Below are 21,281 nucleotides of genomic sequence, written 5' to 3'. Positions count from 1 at the left end.
TGATTGGTAATTGCTATTTACTAATGATTAATCACTAATCAATAAAAAAACGCTAGGGTTTTAAAGCAAAAAAGTGCCGGGCTTCCGCAGGGCACTTTTTTGCTTAAATATCAAATTGAATTTACCTGAAAGCTCTCCGAAAAAATTATCGTTGCTTTTTGGAGAGCAGCTTTTTTATTTCTGCAGTAAAGCCAGTTTCTGGCGCATTTCTTCTTTGCTGTTCATTTCGGTTTGCAGCTCGCGTTTAATTTTAAGTTCGCGTTCGCGGGCCGCTTTTTTATAATCGTTGAATTCCTGGTCTATTTCCCGGAATGCCTGGATCTTTTCGTCGGTAACTTTTTTGCTTTTCTTGTAAAGCGACATAATCACGATTGCCAGGATCACCAACCCCGTAATAAGCGCCAAAGATAAGATTAAGAAGAATTGCTTGTTAATGCCCACGCCCAGCACAAAAATATTATCTACTTCGTATGCATTCTGCTGCACGGCTTTATCTTTCAGAGCATTGTCTTTTTTCAGGGCTGCTATCTGCTGGGTTTGCGCGGCAATGGTGGCATTAGCCTGCTCCAGGGCGGCATGCGTATTTTTTCCGCCTTTCAGCAGTTCCGCTTCGTGGTTTTTAACCGTTCCCAGTACCCCGTTCCAGAAAGCATTCAGCTGGCTGACCTCTATAACTTTAAAAGCCCGGTTCCCTTCGCGGTAATTATTAGATTTACTGTTCAGTTTGGAGAACTGGTCTTGTAACGAATTGGTAACCGGCCCGGCAGAAGGGGGATTTTGCGCCTGTGTTACACTCATGAGCGATAAAATTAAGCCCAGCGATAATAAGGTTTTCTTCATGGGGAGAATGAATTAAAATGTTGCGCCTGTGGCTCCCGCAGGTTATGCGATACTCTAAAGATAAAATATTCTTTCTGAACATCAAACCGTATGGATGCGCATCGGCTACGCAGGTAAAACTTCCCGGGGCTGCAATTATTATTCCAATCTTCGGAAAAGGCTAAAAGCTGTTTAAAACGTACAAGTATTCATGCAAAAAGTGCCGTAGCAGTTGCTGTTTCGTTAACTATCAGACTGGCCGGAAGGTTTTTTCAGGCCTGATACTTTTTGCGGAATTTTTACCGGAACCTGAAAAACTGTACCTTTAAGCATGCCGCAGGAAAAATCACACCATCCCTTCCGGATTTATTTAGAACGCTATGCTGAAAGCCACCAAAACCCGATGAACGTTTTGGTACACTGGATTTGCGTGCCTTTAATTGCCTTCAGTTTACTGGGTTTGGTCTGGGCCATTCCTGTGCCGCATTTCAATTTTCTGGGTAAAATGAACGGTTACATCAACCTGGCCACTTTCCTCATTCTTTTTGCTACCGTTTATTACCTGCGCTTATCGTTTCGTATCGGCCTGGCCATGATCCTTACCATCTGGGTGTTTTCAGCGGGCATTATTTCTCTGGAACGCATGGCGCGGCTGCACAGCTGGCACGAAATGTGGCAGGTATGCCTCGTGATTTTTGCGCTGGCCTGGGTTGGGCAGTTCATCGGGCATAAAATAGAAGGCAAAAAACCATCATTCCTGGAAGACCTGCGGTTTTTACTCATCGGTCCGGCCTGGTTATGGGCCAAAGTTTTTAACAAGCTTGGCTGGCGCTATTGATTTTCCAGCACTTGAAATTAGTATATGATTGACTGAGAGAATGGGGATGAGGAAATGAAGGAGATTAATTGAATTATATAAAAATATTGAAATCTGAAAGTGGGTTAGAAACAAGGCAATGCCTTTTCTCTACGTTATCATAAACGTTCATTAACCATAAATGTACGGTCAATAAAAACTTTCCCATGCTTAATTTTCAAATTCAATAATACACTCATTTAAACATTCTCGCTTTAAAAAACGCTAGGGTTTTCACCGGAAAAAGTCTGGTCTGGCTTTGTAGGAACCGGCAGTTATTCCTTAGGCAGCGGCTTCAGTTTTCCTACCCAGCGCAAGGAAGGTTTATCGGGCCGCTGTTGAAAAATAACACATAAATACTCGTATAATTCCGGGTGTTTGTCCTGGAATTTTTCCGGATTATCGAAAAAATATTCACTCACAACCGCCAGAAATTCGGCATTATTCGTCAGACCATACGGGTTGATATCGGATTTGCGGGTTTTTATTTTCCGCACTTCTTCCTGAATTACTTTGAGCCAGGGCAGCGTGTAGGCATTATTCAGAAATATTTCGGGTAAACCGTCAATTGCGCCATCGGCCATATCCAGCAAATGCACAAACTCATGGATGCCAACGTTGTGCGGATTTTTGCCCTGAAACCCGTTTACCAGATCCGTTTTGGAGAGTAAAAGGGTACCGTTCATAAAACCGTTTCCTACCATGCCGCCAATGACCTGGTTTTCCCGGTCGGCAGCTTCGTCGGTCTGAAAATTATGATCGAATGAATTGGGGTAGATGAGCACTTGTTTCAGATTGGGGTATTCAAAAAGCGGGAAGGCAAACGTGGGAATAATAGCGCTGGCAGCAACCAGTAATTTCAGGTTGTCGTCAATCTCGGTGCTAACGCCTTCTATCTTTTTTTCGGCCAGGAAAAATTGCACCCGCTTATTAAAAACTATTTTGTCGGCTACCGAAAGGTTATTATAGAAAAGCGAATTCTCTTCCAGAAACGATTGCCAGGCAGGCGGGAAAGGAGTTTTTAAAGCCGCCAGCCGTTTATAATAATTGCGGGTATAATGCCGGTGAAAAATAAAAATGAGCAAAAAACAAATGCTCCCCAGCAATACCGCTGCCACTGATTTTCCATAAAATACCAGCATGCCAGCCAGCCCCAGCGCGCCGAACGCCAGGATGCCGGCCGTTTTTAAGCTGCTGTTAATTTCGTTTTGGTAATGCGTTTTAAAGTCAGTTGACTGCGCTTTTCCTCCCATGCAAATCTAATCAGAACAAGGTGATTGCGTTATTTTACGAACTACAGGAAAGCATGGAACAACCGGCTTTCCGGCTCGCCCAATCCGGACGTTTTGCGAAGAATTCGTCGTGTTTAAGGGAATAAGGTTCTTTGATGGCTGCTTGCAGTTTTACGAATAAAGCATTGTCGCCGCTTTCCAGGGCTTCTATGGCCTGGTGCAGCAGATAATTGCGCAGAATAAACCGCGGATTCGCCTGGCGCATCTTCTGAGTTTTTTCTTCTTGGGAGATAGCGTTTTGTTTTATTCGTTCGGAATAAGCTTTTACCAGCGTGAATAATTTTTCGCTTTCTGTCGAGTTGAGTTCATTATAAAAACTTTCCTGGAAATGAGCGGCGGCGGTCTTTTCATCTGCAAGATCCAGCGGAAGGTCGATGAGCAATTGGTAGAAGATCGTCATGTCGGGTTTAATTTCCGAAAGCGTTTCTTCGAATTGCGCGATCAGGTTGCTGTCTTCCGGTTTCACTTCATCGAGGCCCAGTTTGTTGCCCATCATGGCGTAATATTTTTCCAGGAAAATATCGCCATACTTTTCAAGTGATGCTACCAGTTCTTCGGTGCCCGTAAAAAGCGGCGCAAGGGCGCTGGCCAGGCAACCCAGGTTCCAGTAAGCTATGGCTGCCTGCTGCCCGAATGCGTAACGCCGGCCGGGAAGATCGGTCGTATTGGGCGTAAAATGCGGGTCGTAATCGTCGAGAAAGGAAAACGGACCGTAATCGATGGTTAAACCCAGCACCGACATGTTGTCGGTATTCATTACGCCGTGCACAAAACCTACCCGCAGCCATTCTGCCATTAAAGTTGCCGTGCGTTCCACCACTTCCTTGAACCAGGCCAGAACTTTATCTTCGCCCGTCAGGTGCTGAAAATACCGGGAAATGGTCCAGTCGGCGAGGTTACGCAGGTTTTCTTGTTCTTTGCGGGCAGCCAGCATTTCAAAATTCCCGAACCGCAGAAAGCTTTCCGATACCCGCATGACAACGGCACCTGGTTCCTGCTGCGGGTTTCCGTTATAGAACATGTCGCGCCAAATGCCTTCGCCGGTAGAAACCAGGCTGAGCGCCCGCGTGGTAGGCACGCCCAGGTAATGCATGGCTTCACTCATCAGGTATTCCCGGACAGAAGACCGCAAAACCGCTCTTCCATCCGCCCGACGCGAATAAGGAGTTGGGCCGGCACCTTTTAACTGCAGTTCGAAGGTTTTCTGGTTTAGAGCCACCCATTCCCCCAACGTAATCGCCCGACCATCGCCCAGCTGACCTGCCCAGTTACCAAACTGATGGCCCGCGTAGCAGGCCGCATACGGCTGCATGGTTTCCGCTACGAAATTGCCGCCCAGCAAGTCAATTTCCTGCTGCGTTTCAGGTTTCTTTATGCCTAATTCCGAAGCAAGTTCTTCAGACCAGGCCAGTAACGAAACCTGTTTTACCGGGGTAGGTATTGCCTTGCTGTAAAGAACGCCCGGTGTTTGACGGGGCCTCAGATCGCCGCTTGCATCGCCTGGGAAACGGGTAACGAATTCAGATTTATAATTAGGAGCAGAGATCGGTTTCATAGCAGGTAAAGATAAAGGTTTTCAAATTTATAAAACCGTTAACTTCAGTTAACGGCAGATAGGGGAGTTTGAAGATATTGGCTTTATAACTGTTTAGCGTTTGGTAATTATTAAAAAGTAGCAATTCGTTACCTTACTTTTTCATCAAAAGCTTATCCATTGCCCCTGATTTCAGTTTACGGAATTCCGAAACAGCGTATCTACCAATTCCTGTTCCTTTTCTTCCCAGATCAGTTCCCCTTTTTGCAGGAATTTATTCGTATCCAGCAGTATTTCATAAATAGGGGTGTGAATGTGTTTGGGGATCTTGAAAATGCGCGGATCTTGTTTTTCAAATGGGGTTTTGATGGTGGCTTTGTAAAAATACGGCATCAGGATCTTGGGCAGGCTAAGGGCTACGCGGTCTATTTCATGCGCCGCAAAATAGGTCTGCAAGCGTTCATTGATGTTGTCGAAAAATTCTTCGGTTTCGGCCAGGCGTACGCGGGAGCCGGCCCTGGATTTGCCTTTGGTCTTCAGGTGTTTAATCTGGCTCACGCCCCGCTTCTTGCGCACCATATACGCCCGGATTACTTTATGATCCAGGTTCAGGCCGTTCTCGAAATACCCGATCGCACAGCTTCCGGATTGTACCAGCAGGATTACGTAATGCACCGGTTTTCCCGGCAACGTAAGGTCTTTTTCGGGGGGCGGAATGGTAATGGGTAACCGGAAAACCAATCTTTCAATTCCCGCTTCATTTAGCAGGAGCAGGCGGTGCTTTTCAGGGTCGTATGTAGCAGGAATTTTTGCCTGGCGGATGCGGTCAAGAATTTGCAGGGAGGCGTCTTGGGAAAGGAAGCGGTTCATGGATTGTAAAAGGGAGAGCACAAACTAATCAAAAACCCGGAGAATGTAAAGGTTACTGCCAGCTCCCGATCATGCGCTGCATTTTTACGGTATATTCCGGGGTTTTGGCGACCGGGTATTGCAGTTCAATATTCTTCCACAGGTTATTTTTCAGCTTCCGGTAAATGCTGGTAGTAACGCCGTTGGTCTGGTAAATAATGGTAAAGCTGTTTTCATGCAATTCAGCTTTTTCAATTACGGGCAGTTGGGTAGAGTTTGCTACGGAAGTATCGGTGGTTAAAGCGGCCTTTTCGCGGTCGAAACGTTGTTTCAGGTTTTCGTTATCCGAATTGTAGCTTCCGTAAATAGTCAGCAGGCTGCCATCCTTACTGTTAAAATACTGACCGGAACCGGTTTTGCTTTCGCCCTTCCGAATAAAGTTTCCGGGCACATCCACGCAGAAAGGAATAACCGAATTGCAGTATTTGTTGTAATGCTGCGCTTTCGTTTGGAAACAAAAGCTTAAAAAGGAAGCAAGAAGCAGCAATTTTTTCATAGCATTTCGGATGTTTCGGTCAGGATTCAGAGAGCATTAATACCTGTTTTCTTAACGTAGGAACAGGGCCACGGTTTTACCACCAGCATACCAGAGACAGGCTTTTGCCGGTATTCAATGCTGAGGAGCAAGGCTGCGTTTTTCGGAGCCATTGAGAGTTCTTACTTTTTAAGCCCGAAACCATAGCGTTTTCTGAGGAGTTTGTAATTAAAAAAAGCCGCCCCGAATTTAGCGGAGCGGCTTTAAAATTATCAGCAGGCAGGAATTACCAGATCCGGATCCGTTCTTCCGGTTTTTTGTAAAGTTTGTCACCCGGCTTCACGTTGAACGCTTCGTACCAGGCATCCATGTTTACCGGTGCGCCAATAGTACGGTATTCGCCCGGCGAGTGGTTGTCGGTAATGATCAGCTGCGCGGCAGTTTCCGGCAGAATGGTGGTGCGCCATACCTGGGCCCACGACAGGAAGAAGCGCTGATCCGGGGTAAAGCCATCGATCATATCTTTGCTCTGGCCTTGTTTGGTCATTTTAAAGGCTTCGTAAGCTGCGTTCAAACCACCCAGGTCACCAATATTTTCACCCAAAGTAAGCTTGCCGTTCACGCTGATGGTATCGAGCACTTTGTAATCGTTGAACTGTTTTACCAGGGCTTCCGATTTTTGTTTGAAACGGGTCAGGTCTTCCGGTGTCCACCAGTTGCGCAGGGTACCGTCTTTGTCGTACTGGCTGCCGCTGTCGTCGAAACCGTGGGAAATTTCATGGCCGATCACCGCACCAATGCCGCCGTAGTTTACCGCATCATCGGCATTCGGATCGAAGAAAGGGAACTGCAGAATACCGGCCGGGAAAACGATCTCGTTCATTACCGGGCTGTAATAAGCGTTTACGGTAGCCGGGGTCATACCCCAACGGGTGCGGTCTACAGGTTTGCCCAGCTGGCTTACCATGTCGTTATAGCTCCAGACGCTGGCGTTGCGCAGGTTTTCGAAGAAGGTTTCGCGTTTAATTTCCAGGCCGTCGTAGCTTTTCCATTTGCTTGGGTAAGCCACTTTCGGCGTGAAGGCGTGTAATTTAGCCAGCGCTTTTTGTTTGGTTTCCGGGCTCATCCAATCCAGGTTCTTGATCCGGATCTCGTAGGCTTTAATCAGGTTGGCAATCATCTCATCCATGCGGGCTTTGGCGGCCGGCTGGAAATGTTTTTTCACGTAAAGCTGCCCCAGAAGATCGCCAATGGTGCCATCGGTAAGCTGCGACATGCGCTGCCAGCGCGGCGTCTGCACTTTCTGCCCGCTCAATACCTGCGAGAAAGCAAATTGCGCATCCGTAAACGGTTTGCTCAGGTCAGAAGCCGAAGATTTCAGAATATTCCACTGCAAATAGGTTTGCCAGGTAGCAACCGGCGTGCTGGTAAGCAGGTTATTAACTTCAACAAAGAACTTCGGGTTGTTAACCAGAATGGTATCCTGGCCGGTAACTTTCATTTTAGCCATCAGCGCTTTCCAGTCCATGTTCGGCGTGGTTTTGCTCAGGTCTGAAACGGCAAATTTGTTATAGGTTTTGTGCGGATCGCGCATTTCTACCCTGCTCATTTGCGCGGCGGCCAGTTTCTTCTCGAGGTTGAAAATGGTTTCGGCATTTTTCTTCGCCTGGGCTTCTTTTTCGCCTACCAGCGTAAAGAGCTTGGCCACGTAGGTTTTATAAGCTTCCTGAATTCGCAGGCTGCGGGCATCGTCTTTGAGGTAAAAATCGCGGTCGGGCAGGGAAGTACCGGCCTGGCTCAGCTGCGGGATCATCACGTTTGGATTTTTGCGATCCTGACCCACGTAGAAAGCGAATAAAGGCGAAGCGATACCGCTGGTGCGCAATTGAGCAACCTGATCTAAAACCTGCTGGTGCGTTTTAACTTTTTTCGCTTTTTTCAGATCGGCTTTAATCGGCTTGTAACCCAGTTTATCGATGCGGGCGCTGTCCATAGCGGCAGCGTAAAAATCGCCGACGCGTTTTTCCAATGAACCCGGGGCGGCATTGGTGTTGTTCGCACTTTCGTTCAGGATATTTTTAACCGCCTGAATGTTGAACTCGCGGAGCACATTAAAACTTCCCCAGCGCGTTTCTTTGGCCGGTACCGGGTTGTTTTTGATCCAGGTGCCGCTCGCATACGTGTAAAAATCATCGCCGGGCTTTACCGAAAGGTCCATGTTGGAACGGTCGATAAAAGCTTTTTTGGAGGCAGGTGCTTCGGTGGCCATCGAAGCCGTATTCTGCTGCGCATAAGCAGCCGGGCCGGAGATGGAAACCAGCCCTAACAGCATCAAAGCAAACGGTTTAGCAGCAAAACCGCCTTTAGAAGGTCTATTTGACATAAATGTAATTTGTGTTTACAAAGTTGGTCTGAATCGTGGATACAACGGAATTTAAGATTTCGCGGATCCTGCTATCTATTGCCCGAATTTAAGGATTTTACCGGGCAAAATAAAATTTTCAGGATCGAGGTGCATACTTTTTAGGCTCAAAAGCATACCGTTTTGAAGAAATCCCATAATCTGCAAAATCCGCGATTCCGACTATAAAACTGCTAACGCAGCTTCCTGATCTTTAACCAGCTGGGCTTTTAAAGCCTCGAGGCCGGGGAATTTCTGTTCGTCGCGCAGGCGGGCTACCAATTCCAGTTGCAATTCCTGGTGATAAATATCCTGGTCGAAATGGAAGAAGTGGGTTTCGATGGTTTGTTTTAAGCCGCCAACAGTAGGGCGCATGCCAATGTTGAGCATGCCTTTCAGCTTTTGGCCGTTCACGTTGCCATAAACTGCGTACACGCCGCGCGCCGGGATTAATTTCTGCGTTTCAGAAATTTCTAAATTAGCAGTCGGGAAACCGATGGTGCGGCCCAGTCTATCGCCTTCGGCAACCGTACCGGTTAGCAGGTATGGGTAGCCCAGGTATTTGTTCGCCGTTTCGATGTCGCCGGCTTCCAGCGCTTTTCTGATTTTAGTAGAGCTTACGCCCACATGGTCCACGTCTTCGCGAGGAATCTCTTCCACTTCAAAGCCTAAGGTAGCCGCGTTTTCTTTTAAATATTCAAAGCCGCCTTCCCGATTCCTACCGAAACGGTGGTCGTACCCGATCACCAGTTTTTTGGTACCGATTGCCTCGATGAGGATCTTCTGAATGAATTCGCTGGAACTGAGGTTGGCAAATTCCGGGGTAAAGGGAATAATGAGCAGGTAATCTACTTTAAATTTTCGGAGCAGGGCAATGCGTTCTTCGATGCTGGTAAGCAGGTAAACCGGTTTTTCCTGGCTTTGGGAAAGCACGTGGCGCGGGTGCGGCCAGAACGTGATCACCACACTTTTTCCGCCTAAAAGCATAGCGTTTTCATGCAGCCTTTTCAGGATCTGCTGGTGGCCTACGTGCACGCCATCGAAGGTGCCGCTGGTTACTACCGCGTTCGCAATTTTTGGAAAATTATGAAGCTCCCGGATTACTTCCATGTTGTTTTAAGCCTGATCCGGAGTTTCCTGGTCTTTCGTTTCCTGGTCTTTCTGGAAACTGGCAATGCGTTCGTCGCGGATGAGCATAATATCTTCCACCGAAAGCGCGTCTTCGAGTTTATATTCACCGATGCGTGTGCGCACCAGTTTAGTAAGGTGCGCGCCGCAACCCAGTTCCTTGCCAAAATCGCGGGCCAGGCTTCTGATGTAGGTGCCTTTGGTGCAAACCACTTTAAAATCAATCTCCGGCAAGGCCACGCGGGTTATTTCGAAGCTTTTGATTTCGATATTCTTGCTTTTGATCTCTGCTTCTTCGCCGCGGCGCGCCAGGTTATAAGCGCGTTCACCGTTCACTTTTACCGCCGAATAAATAGGAGGAGTCTGGGCAATTACCCCTACAAATTTCTGTCGGGCAGCTTCCAGGTCGGCATCGGTAATGTGGGCAATGTCGCAGGTCGTATCCACTTCCGTTTCCAGGTCGAAAGAAGGGGTGGTGGCGCCGATGGTAATGGTGCCGGTATATTCTTTTTCCTGCGCCTGAATTTCTTCGATCTTCTTGGTGAATTTACCGGTGCACATGATCAGCAAACCGGAAGCCAGGGGATCTAAGGTTCCGGCGTGGCCGATCTTTTTAATGCGCAGGCTGTTGCGTACTTTTTTTACCAGGTCGAAGGAAGTCCAGGTAAGGGGTTTGTCTAAGAGGAGAATTTCCCCGGTCTCAAAATCGAATTGCATGTTAAACCAGGTTTATTTCAAAGCCCATGGCTATTAAAGCCAGAATAATTACGCCCACAATAATGCGGTAAATGCCAAATACCCGGAAACCGTATTTGGTTAGAAAGCCTACGAAGAATTTAATGGCTGCAATGGCAACTATAAACGAAACCGCATTCCCGATTAAAAGCATATCCACGTCTTCGGAACGGATGGTTTTGTAACTTTTGAGCATCTGGTAAGCCGTGATCACGAACATAGTGGGTACTGCTAACAGGAACGAAAATTCCGCTGCCGATTTGCGGTTAAAGCCCTGCGTTAAGGCACCAACCATGGTAGCCGCCGACCGGGAAATGCCCGGCAACAACGCAAAGCACTGGAACATGCCAATGTAAAAAGCTTGTTTAAACGTAGGCGTGGAATCGGAGTCTGGCTTGTCGTTGAAAAACTTATCGATGAAAAGCAACACAATTCCCCCCAATATCAGCATGACCGCCACTACCGTTACACTTTTAAGCAATTCTTCCACAATGTCTTTCAGCAGGAAACCGGCAATACCAAAGGGCAGGAAACCAACAAAAAGCTTCAGGTAAAAATCGAAACTCTGAATAAAGCGGCGCCAGTACAGGAACACCACCGAAAGAATGGCGCCGAACTGAATGCTGGTTATAAACGTGCCGGTAAATTCGAACTGGCTGATGCCCATTAAACTGGACACAATGATCATGTGGCCGGTAGAAGAGATGGGTAAGAATTCGGTAAGCCCTTCTACAATAGCCAGAATAATGGTTTGCCACAGCGTCATTTATGCGTTGGTTTTGTCTTTGTAGAAAATAGCCATAAACTCAATGGCAAAACCAATCAGCACCACGATCGGGCCCAGCGTAATGCCCATAAAACCAAGGCCGTACTGCTCCTTATCCAGGCTCATGATAATAAAACCCAGGGCCAGCACAATAATACCAGCAAACATGATCAGGTAATTTTTTTTACCGAATGCGAAACGATTTCTGTTTTCCATTTTTTTATTTCGATTGTTCGAATTTTCGAAGTTCGTATGTTCGGAAATTCGATTTTATGTTTTAATTTTTTTAAGAACCCGATACCGTTTTTAGCGAATTTCCGGATTTTATATTTTTAGTTTTTTAGCTAAAAACCATAGCGTTTTTTAAGCCCAAAACACGAATTTCGAACCTCGAACATTCGAACCTACGAACTTAATAAAGTTCATCGAGCGAAGCGCGCATGTATTTTTTTACGGCCCGGTATGAACTTAAAAACCCGATGATGGTACCCAGCACCATTAAAAAGCCCATCAAAAGCGCCAGTTGTTTTTCATCGCGCAGCAATAGCAAATCCGGGAATTCGTAATAAGCGTATTGCAGCAGCATGTATAGCAGGATAGAGGCCAGCAAACCGCTGATCACGCCCTGCATGGTGGCCCGGTTTAAAAAGGGCCGCTGAATGAAATACGCCGTAGCGCCAACCAATTGCATGCTCCGGATCAGGAAGCGCTGCGAATACAACGCCAGTTTAATGGTATTATTGATCAGCACCACCACTACTAAGGTTAAAATAGCGGCAAACGAAAGCAAAATCAGGCTGATCTTGCGCAGGTTCTGGTTAATGGAATTGAACAGGTTTTCGACGTACTGCACTTCAAAAACCCCGTCAATGCTTTCCAGATCGGTTTTTATTTTTTTCAGGTTGGCTGCCTCGGCGTATTCCGGGTTGATGCGCAAAATGTAAGCGTCGCGCAAGGGGTTTTCGCCCAGAAACTGCAGGAAATCTTCGCCGGTGCCTTTTATGAATTCTTTGGCGCCTTCGTCTTTGGAATAGAAACGGACCTGGGGTTCAGAGCCTTTGTAGGCAATGTATTCCTTTAAGGCAAAGGTTTTTTGCAGGCGCACAAGCTGCATTTCGGTCAGGTCGCGGTTCAGGTACACCTGCATTTCCAGGTTCTCTTTCACTTTATCCGAAAGTTTGGCCGCGTGCAAAAGGAGCATTCCGAAAAGACCGATCACAAACAAGGCCAGCGTAGTACTGAAAATGACCATCAGCTGCGGGTAGCGGCCCAGTTTTTTCTTGCGGGTATGTTTCTTCAAAGGCTTTGTATTAGGTATGCGAACCGCAAATTTAAGAATTATTTTAAAAGTAGCGCGTTGCCTGCCATATTAAGCGGCATCATCTTGGGGCCGATGGATCAGGTTTGTAAACCTGAACCGGCGGTTTGGGAGATTTCAGCCTGAAAACGGTATGGTTTGGAAGGTAAAAACTCAAGATCGGGAAAGTTCAACAGGGCCATAAAACCAAAAAGCACCCCGGGAATTCCGGAGTGCTTTTAAATTATTTCATTAGGAAAACGCTATGCTTTCCCGCGATAAAACTCAATATTTTAAATCGGTGGAGGTTTGATATCGTCGGATTCAATTCTTTCGAGCTGTTTGCTACGTTCCTGCTGGGCCCGTTGTAAGCGCTTCGAAGGTTTTTTACGGCCGAATAATTCCCGGAACGAATCGAATTGCTGGGTGTGCACAAAACCAACCGAAGAGGTAGTGAAAGTATTGTTTTCGAACGTATTTACTGCCGAGGTTACGTATTGCAGTTTCAGCCGGAGCTTGCCATCGGGCCTGAGGTAATATTCGGCCCGCCAGTCGCCAATGGCGGTGGCATTCGTAGTGCGGGTGGCCTGGTTGTTGCTGCCCAGGCTGCTTTCGCGGCTCACGCGCAAACGGCCTTCCAGAAACGAATACCCGATGCGGGTCATGATCTCCGGGTTGCCGGCAGCATCGGCGCCGCTGATGCCAATATCCACCTCCAGGTTGCTGTCTACCTGCGAGATCCAGTAACTGAACTGGTTCGAAACAAATTCGCTGATACTGGTAAGGGCATCGGTTCCGGCATTGTTCAGGGCAAATTCCCCGATCGGCGATAAGCGTTTGAAAACCAGCAAGCTGAATACCTGCCGGTTAAGTTCCTGTTCATCGGTCCGGATGTTGGAAATAAAAGGCTGCAACAGCGTTTCTACCTGCGAAGGAACATCGTTGAATTCCATATCCAGTTTTATTTCCGGGGTAAGCAGGTTGCCGCTCAAACCCATTACTACCGTTACCGGGTAGCGGCGGCTGTCCGCTCCGTTATCGGTTCCCAGCGTATCGGTCATGCCGCCCTGCAGTACTTCGCGCAACGAAACCCGCTGGGTATTGGTAGCCTGAATGTTCAGGTTTCCGCCGTAAGGGTCGCCGTTCCAGTTTATGGTACCGCCCGGCCGCACCTGAAATTCCTTGTTTACCAGGTTATACAGCGTGAAATTGTAAGCGCCCTGCACCACCTCGTAATTGCCGTACATGTTAAATTCGCCGCGGGTATCAATGTTCATCCGGATCCGCCCGTTGCCCGTTCCCCGGATAATATCGCCGGTGCGTTCGTCAAAAATAATCTCTACGTACGCATCTTCGGTTACATCCAGGTTAAAGTTCATATTAATGCCCGAAAGATCAACTTTCTGTTCTTCCACCGCCACTTTTACCCTGGTAGTATCTTTGGAATTGGCATTCACAAACCGGATAAAACCCTGCCGCGATGCCTTGGCCTGGGTGTTGAGCGGAATGGAGATCCGGGTTCCTTTTTCGCTGCGGGCATCCACGTTCAGTTTCAGGTTAGAAGGCGGCCCGAAGATCGAAGCGTCGCCGGTGGCAATGGCCGAACCGTAGTAAAGGTCGTTTTGCTCGCGCGTGGTGTTCAGTACCATAAACCTCCGGAAATCGGTTTTCAGGTCCAGTACCATATTATTGAACCCATCGTGGTACACGCCGCCGTTCAGCGTAGCCGTATTGCCAAAAATGTCGCGCAGTTTTATGCCCCGGAACATGATGCCGTTCTCCGCAAAATAAACCCGGTCGGAGAACGTGTAAACCGTATTCAGGTATCCGAATTTGAAACGCCCGTTGCTTACGTTAGCTACGCCTTTCAGGATCGGTCCGCTTAATTTCCCCAAAATCCGGATGCGCCCTTCCATGGTTCCGTCCATATCGCTGAGGATATCTTTCAGGAAGGGTTCCACAATTTTTACCGGCGCATCTTCCATGGCTGCCAGTAAATTCAGTTGCTGGTTTCCGCCATAGGGGTTATACGTGCCGGTTACGTTCAGCACTTTGCGCGCATCACGGCTTACGCCCAGGTTTACCTGTAACCGACTCTGCCGGCGGTCCCAATCCGATTCTCCGGCTACGTTCCCGATCAGGATCTCGTCGAAGTATAGCGAATCTACCCGGAGCTGGCTCGTTAAAATGATCTGGTCGTAAATGTCGCGGGCGGTGAGGTCGGCATTCAAAACGCCGCTCATTTTCTGCGCCATTAAAGGGTTCAGGTTCTGCAGTTCAAAATTGCTGACCTTTACCTGCATAAGCTGTGAAGGATCCCGAGAGAGCATACCCGAAGCACTGATGCTCTGATTCTGGTAGGAAAGCACCAGGTTACGGAAATCGATCTCCTGGCCCCGGATCTCTACGGTATTGTTCGGCGAGATCGACCAGGTTTTGCCCAACAGGTTCACGTTCGATTTATTAAATACGATCTGCAGCCGGTTCGGTAGAAAGTTCAGGTCACCGCTGAAAGCAGCTTTGTTGGTAGTTCCGGTCTGGGCAATATTGGTAGCGAACTGGATTTTCTGCCCCGTCCAGACGCCTTCCGCAAAGAAATTTTCGGTTGCGCCCGCCGAAGGTATTTGTTGTTTCTGAGAAGTTAGAAAAGCCTGTGCCAGCACTTCCGGACTGAAAGGCAGCTTGGAAGTAGTAAGTTCTAGGGTGTTGGTAAACAGTTTATAATCGCCGTATAAAAGGGTATCGATCTGGCCGCTGAAACCAAAGATCGCCGTTTGCCCGTTCCGGAAGTTACCCGTAATTTTTGCGTTGTCGGAAACGGAAAAATCCGGTACAAAAATGTGCAGCAGCGGGTTGGCTTTTTTCAGGTGCAGGTTAAAATCTAGCGCGTAATCTGCCGGAACGCTGCGGCTGTCCTTTTTGCGGTAGTAATTCGCGGTGGCGGTAGGGTTGTTTTCAAAATTCAGTTTATATTCCTGCACCAGCACGGCAATATCGCGGATCAGGGTGGTATAATTGAAGTCGCCTTTCGCATCGAAATTAAGCAGTTCCGATCTTACATCCAGCGTGCGGATGCCGCCGGTTTTGGCCGATACCACGTCCAGCGAATCGATCTGCACGGGTTTGGTTTCGAAGGTTAGCGTGGTATTGCGTAAACTGGCCGTACCCAAAAGATCGTCGGGCCGGTAGCCGGAAAAATGGAGCGTGGCCTGGGTTTTTACCCGGAAATCCTGCGGCGTAAAATTCAGTTGTTTCAGGTTGGCGTTTTCAATATTGGTGGTCAAGTCGAAACGCTGGTTACCTTGTTCCAGGTTAATGGTGCCGTTGCCTTTCATTACCAGGTTCGGGTCGTTCACGCTGAAAGCGCCCGAAAATTTCTGCTGCCCGAGTTTCCCGTTGGTAGTAATGTTGCGGTAGGTATAGTTGTTGAAATTCAGCGATTTGATGGTAGCATCCAGTTCCAGGTTGGCAGTTTTGGTATCGAAACCGGTACCGGCAATGCGCCCGTCGATCGAAATGTTTTTCAGCACGCTTTCGTCGCCGATCAGTTTGCCCACCTGGAAATTATCGGTTTTCAGATAGCCCCGGTAAGAGCTCTGCGTTTTGTTCTTGTTCAGCTTCAGGTTTATATCCGAAACAAAACTGCCCAGGTCGGTCTGGAAACTGCCATTGGCTACAAAGTCGTTGTAAAAACCTACAAACTGGCCCTGCAGTTTTACCGTTCCCAGCCGGTCGGCGTAAGCAAAGGCATCTTCGGGAATGTAGCGTTTCAGGTCGTCAGCGTCGATGCGGGAAGGTTTCAGTTTCAGTTCCGCAAAAGTTTCCTTCATATTCGGCAGACCGGTAGCACTGATATTGCCAACTACGTGCGTGTTTTTGCCATAATAAATATCCACGTTTTTGGCATCGAAACGGCTGGTTTTTCCTTTAATATTGGCCGTGATCAGTACTTTTTCTTTCCAGTCTTTCAGCTGCGGGGCAAACTGGGCAATATCATCCGAATAAACGGCCGAACTATCGAGGCGGGCGGTTACAAAAACGCTATCGTTAAAATCAGTAAAATTGAAGAAGTGGTGATAATCGAAACGCACATAGTGGCGCAGATTGCTTCGGCCTACTTTCAGATCCATTTCATCCCATTCCCAGAACGTAGGGGCGTAGGTCATTTTCACGTCCAGGTTTTTGAGGTGCGTTTTGGAAGGCAGATCGAAAGCCGTTAACCCTTTGATCCGCGCTTTAATGGTATCGCCCAGCAGTTCAATTTCCGAAAGATCGGCGTTGATGCTGGCCAGTTTCATGTGCTGGTAATCGAGCCCGAAATCGGTATGCGGATCGTTCTGATTGTCGTAAGTAAAATAGCCGTTCTGCAGCACCAGCCGGCCGATGTGAAAATCGAAAGGTTTGGAGGTAGTGGTGGTATCGGGTGTAATTAATTGTTTAATGGAATGAATGAACGTGCTGAGGTTCAGCGAGTCGGTGCCGCGGTATTGAATTAAATGCGTACGTGGTTCGGTTAAGGTAAGCGTGGAAATGCTGAGTTTATTCGGTTCAAAAATTGAAAAAACGCTGATGTCGGCATCGAGCTGGCCGATATAAAATAATTCATTCCCGCGCACATCCAGCACGCGCACTTTATCGAGCAGCACATTTTTAAAGAATTTGATATCCACCTTTTCGATGGTAACTTTATGCCCGATAGTTTCGGAAATAAAGGAGGCTGCTTTCTGCGCCACTTTTGTTTGAAAAGCAGGTATCTTCAGGGCAAAATACAGCCCGTTGAGCAGTATAAAAATAAGCACAAGAAGGCCAAAAACTATTTTTAGTATAGCTTTTCCTATAACTTGCAGCTTATTTGATTTTTGGTTTTCCAAAGGAAATGTTACAACCTACAATTTTAGCAATAGAATCTTCCTGCGACGATACGTCGGCAGCCATAATCCGTGGGGGCAAAATACTTGCCAATGTGGTGGCTTCGCAGGCCGTACACGAACAATACGGCGGTGTGGTCCCGGAACTGGCTTCGCGGGCGCACCAGCAAAACATCATTCCGGTAGTGGCGCAGGCTTTCCATACGGCAAATATAGCAAAAAGTGAACTTAACGCCGTGGCTTTTACCCGCGGCCCCGGTTTGCTTGGTGCTTTGCTCGTGGGCACATCTTTCGCCAAGGCTTTTGCCATGGGGCTGAACGTGCCGCTCATCGAGGTAAATCACATGCAGGCGCACATTCTGGCCCATTTTATAGATGAACCAAAGCCTGCTTTTCCATTCCTGTGCCTGACCGTGAGCGGCGGCCATACCCAGCTCGTAGTGGTGCGCGATCACCTCGATATGGAGATAATCGGGCAGACCACCGACGATGCCGTGGGCGAAGCCTTCGATAAATCGGCCAAGCTGCTAGGTTTGCCTTACCCCGGCGGACCGGCTTTAGACAAACTGGCTGCCACCGGCGATCCCAATAAATTCCCTTTCCCGATCGTGAATCTGCCGGGCAATGACTTTTCTTTCAGCGGCATCAAAACGGCCATTCTTTATTTCCTTAAAGACCAGACGAAGCAAAATCCCGACTTTATAACGCAGAACCTGGCCGATTTATGCGCCAGCATTCAAAACGCGCTGATAAAAACCTTATTTAAAAAACTGATTCCGGCCGCTGAAGCGCTTCATATAAAAGATATTGCCATTGCCGGCGGCGTTTCGGCCAATTCCGGGTTGCGGAAAGCTTTGCAGGAAGAAGGGGAGAAGCGCGGCTGGAACGTGTTTATTCCCGCTTTCCAGTATTGTACCGATAATGCCGGTATGATTGCGATGGCTGCGCATTTCAAATACCTGAAAGGCGAATTTTCTGATCAGTATGCCAGCCCGGAACCGCGTTTGAAGTTTTAGGGGGGAGGGGCGTTTCAGTTTTTTAGTTCTTTCCCTTGATTAACAGTAACAGATATTAACAGACTTAACGGGATTTCAGGTTGCCATATAGGCCTGCTGGTTCACGATCAGTATTTTATCTTCAGGTAGCAGTAAATATCCGTAATCGTAGCAAAAATAATACGTATTGCCCCTGTTCGTGCGGTATAGGTTGGTGAAATACGTGAAATTAAAACCGGCCAGTTCCAGAATCTGGCGGGGCACGGTGGTTTTTCCCTGGGGGCTGGCCATTTTTAATATGCTTCGGTTTTTCCGCAGGATGGCATTTACCTGCAGGATCTTTTTTTCCGAAGTATTCTGTAATTTTTTGTGGTTGTGGCATTCTGAGCGGCACTGCTCCGAACAAAAACGTTTATCGGAGCGGCCGATCAGTATATTGCTACATTGTGCACATTTCCGATGCTCTTTTTCCATTGCCGTTTTTAAAAGCGTTTATATCCGTTTATAAACGTTAATATACGGGTATAAACACGCTTTGGCTATCGTTGTTATGTAACTTGCCGCTCTTAATTGGCTGTAAGTATGTATTTTAAACAAACTGGCGCGGTGGTTTACCTGAATACCCTGGAACACCAGGGTAAGTTTTATATTAAACTCTGGCACAAACCCGATCAGAAAATTACCCAAAAACTAAAGCAGGCAGATGGGGTAAAGTTCAGCAAAACGTATAAATGCTTTGTAATGTCCCGCAACGAGCAGCAAATTGCCCTGCTTCAACAGCATCTGGAAGGCGTGGCGGTCGTAAATATGCTTTACCTGAACCGGCCCAAACGCCTGCGACCTTCCAAACCGGTTAACCTGAGCGCCCCAAAGTCTGAGTATGCCGTACTTCCTAAATTGCCGGAGCTTCCGGTAGTGCGGCTGATACCCCTGCTTTACCAGAATCGTATGGTATTACAGCTTAGTTTTCAGTATGACGAGCGCATTTACCAGGTTTTATGTTCGGCTGACCGGGTGAAATGGCTGCAAGAAACCAGGTGTTTTGTAACCGGGGCAGATAGTATTAGTTTGCATCAGCTCCTGGATCGTTTGCAGGGCATGGCTCAGATCTGGCTGGCGCAGGATCTTAAAATAAAGGATCTGAGCGTGCAGAACCGGCTTTGGGAGCAAACTTATGTAAAAGAGAGCCATTTTATAAGTTGCCCGCTGCCTTACCTGGAAAAATTGCTACTCCTTAACTACAGCCCCAATACCCTGCGTACCTACCATGGTTTGCTGCTACGCTTTCTGAATACGTTTTGCCAGGAAGGTTTAACCCGGATAAACGATTTTACTGCCGAAGCCGTGAACCACTACCACCGAAACCTTATGCAAAGCGGCCAGTATTCTTATTCGTTTATAAACCAGAGCATAAATGCCATTAAATTTTATTATCAGCGCATGCTACAACGGCCTTTAATGGACCTGAACCAGGTAGAACGCCCGGAAAAAGAGCGAAAGCTTCCCAAGGTAATGAGCAAGGAAGAAGTTGCCCGGATATTAAAGGCAACTGATAATCTGAAACACCGCTGCCTGCTGCAATTGCTTTATGCCGGTGGGCTGCGCATAAGCGAAGTAATAAATTTAAAGATAACGGATGTACAAAGCGGTCGAAATATATTGTTAATACGGGGTGGCAAAGGGAAGAAAGACCGGACCACGCTGCTTTCACAAAGATTGTTGCAAAGCTTGCGGAGCTATTACAAGGCTTATAAACCCAAAGATTGGCTTTTTGAAGGTCAATTTGGCGGGCAATATACCGTAGAAAGTATCAGGAACGTATTCAGGGATTGTAAAGCCAAAGCGGGCATTCATGGTCCGTATACCCCTCACTCACTACGGCACAGCTTTGCCACGCATTTGCTGGAGCAAGGTACCGATTTGCGCTATATACAAACGCTTTTAGGCCATGGCTCCAGCAAAACCACTGAGATTTACACGCACGTAACTCCGCATGCCATCGAAAAAATAATGAGCCCACTTGATACATTGTAAAACTTTGTTACATTTGAATATGAAACGTCGCTATTATAGAGTAGGATTTTTAAAAATGGTAGCAAAACCGGCTGAAAAACCTACAGATATAGCGGGGATAACCGTAGTTCCTACGGATATACAGTAGTTAGCCATAATAGAATGGAAATTAAAAATTCTCATTGGGACAATTCAAAAACTACAAAAGTTATTTCATTGATAATTTATTGTAGCTGGTGGGTTTACGCGTTTGATTTCCTGTATAATAAGGATTATGATAATAATTATGCAGGTGCAACTGCTTCAATGGGAATTGGTTTAATGTCACTTATAATAATAGTAGTTTATACTATAGGATTTATAATTGCAGCAATAAAGGAAAGAAAAAGCAAAAGGTTGAATTGGAACATAATTTCCTTACTTATTATACTTCTTGTTCCTTTAGGAGGTATATTCTTATTTGAGAACTTATAAAAGAAAAATTACTTTAGGCTAACCAAAGCTAAACGTCAGCTGCGCCGTCGTCTAGCCCAGCCGTTATGCCAAATGGAAATGAATATTCTAAAAGAAATTTTTAAGGCAAAAGATAAAGCAAAAGCGATTGGGGCCACTCTCTATCCTGATAAGATAATCCTTGCGACAGAAAATAAAGTAAAAGACGGATTCTGGATTGTGACAGATCAAGTTTCAATCTTGCCAACCGATATTGACGATTCAGATTTGGGAGAAGCGGTAAGAAAACATTTGACTCTTTCGAAAACAGATGTGCCAAATCCAAAGGGTCAAGTAGAATTCAAACAAAATAGGGATAGATATAAGAAAGCAATCGGATTTAGGTCAGAAAAGCAAATAATGGAAGGTGCTCGATATATCTCAATAATAGAAGAGAATTCAACTTTAGTAATCTCCTCTACAAAAAATGGAGGTACATCTGGAGATCAAAAAGGACATCATTATTTACCAGAAAGTATAGTAAAATTCCCTAAAGAAATTTCTAACCAGGGCCTTGCCCAAAATATAAAATTGGCGTGGTCAAAATGCGTATAAAAAACCACAGGGCATAACCACACCTAAAAGTCAACCTTCGGCCGACGGCCTCGCTCGTCGTTTAGCCACGTACGTTATAGGGAATTTAAATGAACAAGAATTGATGAATTTATTTAAAAACGACACAATTGAAGATCCGTTCTTTG

At 46.9% G+C, this 21,281-nt stretch carries 18 protein-coding genes; 5 read left to right on the top strand and 13 right to left on the bottom strand.

Annotation, left to right across the window (positions count from 1 at the left end; genetic code table 11):
* Nucleotides 1-174 precede the first annotated feature (174 nt).
* Nucleotides 175-840, bottom strand: coding sequence for a hypothetical protein (locus I5M27_RS12085; RefSeq protein WP_200506487.1), 666 nt, complete (start codon nucleotides 838-840; stop codon nucleotides 175-177).
* A 310-nt stretch (nucleotides 841-1,150) separates the two neighbouring features.
* Here I5M27_RS12085 and I5M27_RS12080 point away from each other — a divergent pair, with 310 nt between their 5' ends.
* Nucleotides 1,151-1,657, top strand: a complete 507-nt coding sequence (locus tag I5M27_RS12080; RefSeq protein ID WP_200506486.1) for an Mpo1 family 2-hydroxy fatty acid dioxygenase — start codon at nucleotides 1,151-1,153, stop codon at nucleotides 1,655-1,657.
* Nucleotides 1,658-1,950: 293 nt separating this feature from the next.
* On the opposite strand, the gene I5M27_RS12075 is transcribed toward I5M27_RS12080, so the two are convergent.
* The 11 genes from I5M27_RS12075 to I5M27_RS18815 form a co-directional block, all read right to left on the bottom strand.
* Complete coding sequence (locus tag I5M27_RS12075) at nucleotides 1,951-2,928, bottom strand: M90 family metallopeptidase (RefSeq protein WP_200506485.1); 978 nt, start codon at nucleotides 2,926-2,928, stop codon at nucleotides 1,951-1,953.
* A 34-nt stretch (nucleotides 2,929-2,962) separates the two neighbouring features.
* The gene (locus tag I5M27_RS12070) at nucleotides 2,963-4,522 is read right to left on the bottom strand and encodes a protein adenylyltransferase SelO (protein WP_200506484.1); all 1,560 of its coding nucleotides are present in this window, start codon (nucleotides 4,520-4,522) and stop codon (nucleotides 2,963-2,965) included.
* Between the two features lie 171 nt (nucleotides 4,523-4,693).
* A complete protein-coding gene (locus I5M27_RS12065) occupies nucleotides 4,694-5,371 on the bottom strand; it encodes a hypothetical protein (protein WP_200506483.1) in 678 nt (225 codons plus the stop codon).
* A gap of 52 nt (nucleotides 5,372-5,423) precedes the next feature.
* Nucleotides 5,424-5,906 carry a hypothetical protein gene (locus I5M27_RS12060; RefSeq protein WP_200506482.1) on the bottom strand — a complete coding sequence of 161 codons (483 nt, stop codon included), beginning with the start codon at nucleotides 5,904-5,906 and terminating at the stop codon, nucleotides 5,424-5,426.
* Nucleotides 5,907-6,171: 265 nt separating this feature from the next.
* On the bottom strand, nucleotides 6,172-8,103 hold the full coding sequence (locus I5M27_RS12055) for a M13 family metallopeptidase (RefSeq protein ID WP_200506770.1): 1,932 nt from the start codon (nucleotides 8,101-8,103) through the stop codon (nucleotides 6,172-6,174).
* A 366-nt stretch (nucleotides 8,104-8,469) separates the two neighbouring features.
* Nucleotides 8,470-9,396: a bifunctional riboflavin kinase/FAD synthetase gene (locus I5M27_RS12050; RefSeq protein ID WP_200506481.1), complete on the bottom strand. Its 927-nt coding sequence runs from the start codon at nucleotides 9,394-9,396 to the stop codon at nucleotides 8,470-8,472.
* 6 nt (nucleotides 9,397-9,402) lie between these two features.
* Nucleotides 9,403-10,131, bottom strand: coding sequence for a tRNA pseudouridine(55) synthase TruB (gene truB, locus I5M27_RS12045; protein WP_200506480.1), 729 nt, complete (start codon nucleotides 10,129-10,131; stop codon nucleotides 9,403-9,405).
* A 1-nt stretch (nucleotide 10,132) separates the two neighbouring features.
* On the bottom strand, nucleotides 10,133-10,915 hold the full coding sequence (locus tag I5M27_RS12040; protein ID WP_200506479.1) for an undecaprenyl-diphosphate phosphatase: 783 nt from the start codon (nucleotides 10,913-10,915) through the stop codon (nucleotides 10,133-10,135).
* On the bottom strand, nucleotides 10,916-11,131 hold the full coding sequence (locus I5M27_RS12035) for a DUF3098 domain-containing protein (protein WP_200506478.1): 216 nt from the start codon (nucleotides 11,129-11,131) through the stop codon (nucleotides 10,916-10,918).
* Between the two features lie 196 nt (nucleotides 11,132-11,327).
* Nucleotides 11,328-12,215 (bottom strand): cell division protein FtsX, encoded by an 888-nt coding sequence (locus I5M27_RS12030; protein ID WP_234462512.1) that lies wholly within the window; start codon nucleotides 12,213-12,215, stop codon nucleotides 11,328-11,330.
* Nucleotides 12,216-12,505: 290 nt separating this feature from the next.
* Nucleotides 12,506-16,945 (bottom strand): translocation/assembly module TamB domain-containing protein, encoded by a 4,440-nt coding sequence (locus tag I5M27_RS18815; protein ID WP_200506477.1) that lies wholly within the window; start codon nucleotides 16,943-16,945, stop codon nucleotides 12,506-12,508.
* Nucleotides 16,946-17,088: 143 nt separating this feature from the next.
* On the opposite strand from I5M27_RS18815, the gene tsaD reads away from it, so the two are divergent.
* A complete protein-coding gene (tsaD, locus tag I5M27_RS12020) occupies nucleotides 17,089-18,096 on the top strand; it encodes a tRNA (adenosine(37)-N6)-threonylcarbamoyltransferase complex transferase subunit TsaD (protein WP_200506476.1) in 1,008 nt (335 codons plus the stop codon).
* Between the two features lie 75 nt (nucleotides 18,097-18,171).
* Here tsaD and I5M27_RS12015 read toward each other — a convergent pair whose 3' ends face one another.
* Nucleotides 18,172-18,549, bottom strand: coding sequence for a hypothetical protein (locus I5M27_RS12015; RefSeq protein ID WP_200506475.1), 378 nt, complete (start codon nucleotides 18,547-18,549; stop codon nucleotides 18,172-18,174).
* Between the two features lie 108 nt (nucleotides 18,550-18,657).
* Between I5M27_RS12015 and I5M27_RS12010 the strand changes: the two genes are divergently transcribed.
* From I5M27_RS12010 to I5M27_RS12000, 3 genes are all read left to right on the top strand, one after another.
* Entirely contained in the window at nucleotides 18,658-20,109 is a 1,452-nt protein-coding gene (locus I5M27_RS12010; RefSeq protein WP_200506474.1) for a tyrosine-type recombinase/integrase, read from the top strand.
* 141 nt (nucleotides 20,110-20,250) lie between these two features.
* Nucleotides 20,251-20,562, top strand: coding sequence for a hypothetical protein (locus I5M27_RS12005; protein WP_200506473.1), 312 nt, complete (start codon nucleotides 20,251-20,253; stop codon nucleotides 20,560-20,562).
* Nucleotides 20,563-20,634: 72 nt separating this feature from the next.
* Nucleotides 20,635-21,135: a contact-dependent growth inhibition system immunity protein gene (locus I5M27_RS12000; protein ID WP_200506472.1), complete on the top strand. Its 501-nt coding sequence runs from the start codon at nucleotides 20,635-20,637 to the stop codon at nucleotides 21,133-21,135.
* Nucleotides 21,136-21,281 lie beyond the last annotated feature (146 nt).

The organism is Adhaeribacter terrigena (genome assembly GCF_016623615.1).
In the GTDB taxonomy this organism is placed as follows: domain Bacteria; phylum Bacteroidota; class Bacteroidia; order Cytophagales; family Hymenobacteraceae; genus Adhaeribacter_A; species Adhaeribacter_A terrigena.
Note: the sequence above shows the minus strand (reverse complement) of the source record. Positions and strands in the feature narration are given on the sequence as shown.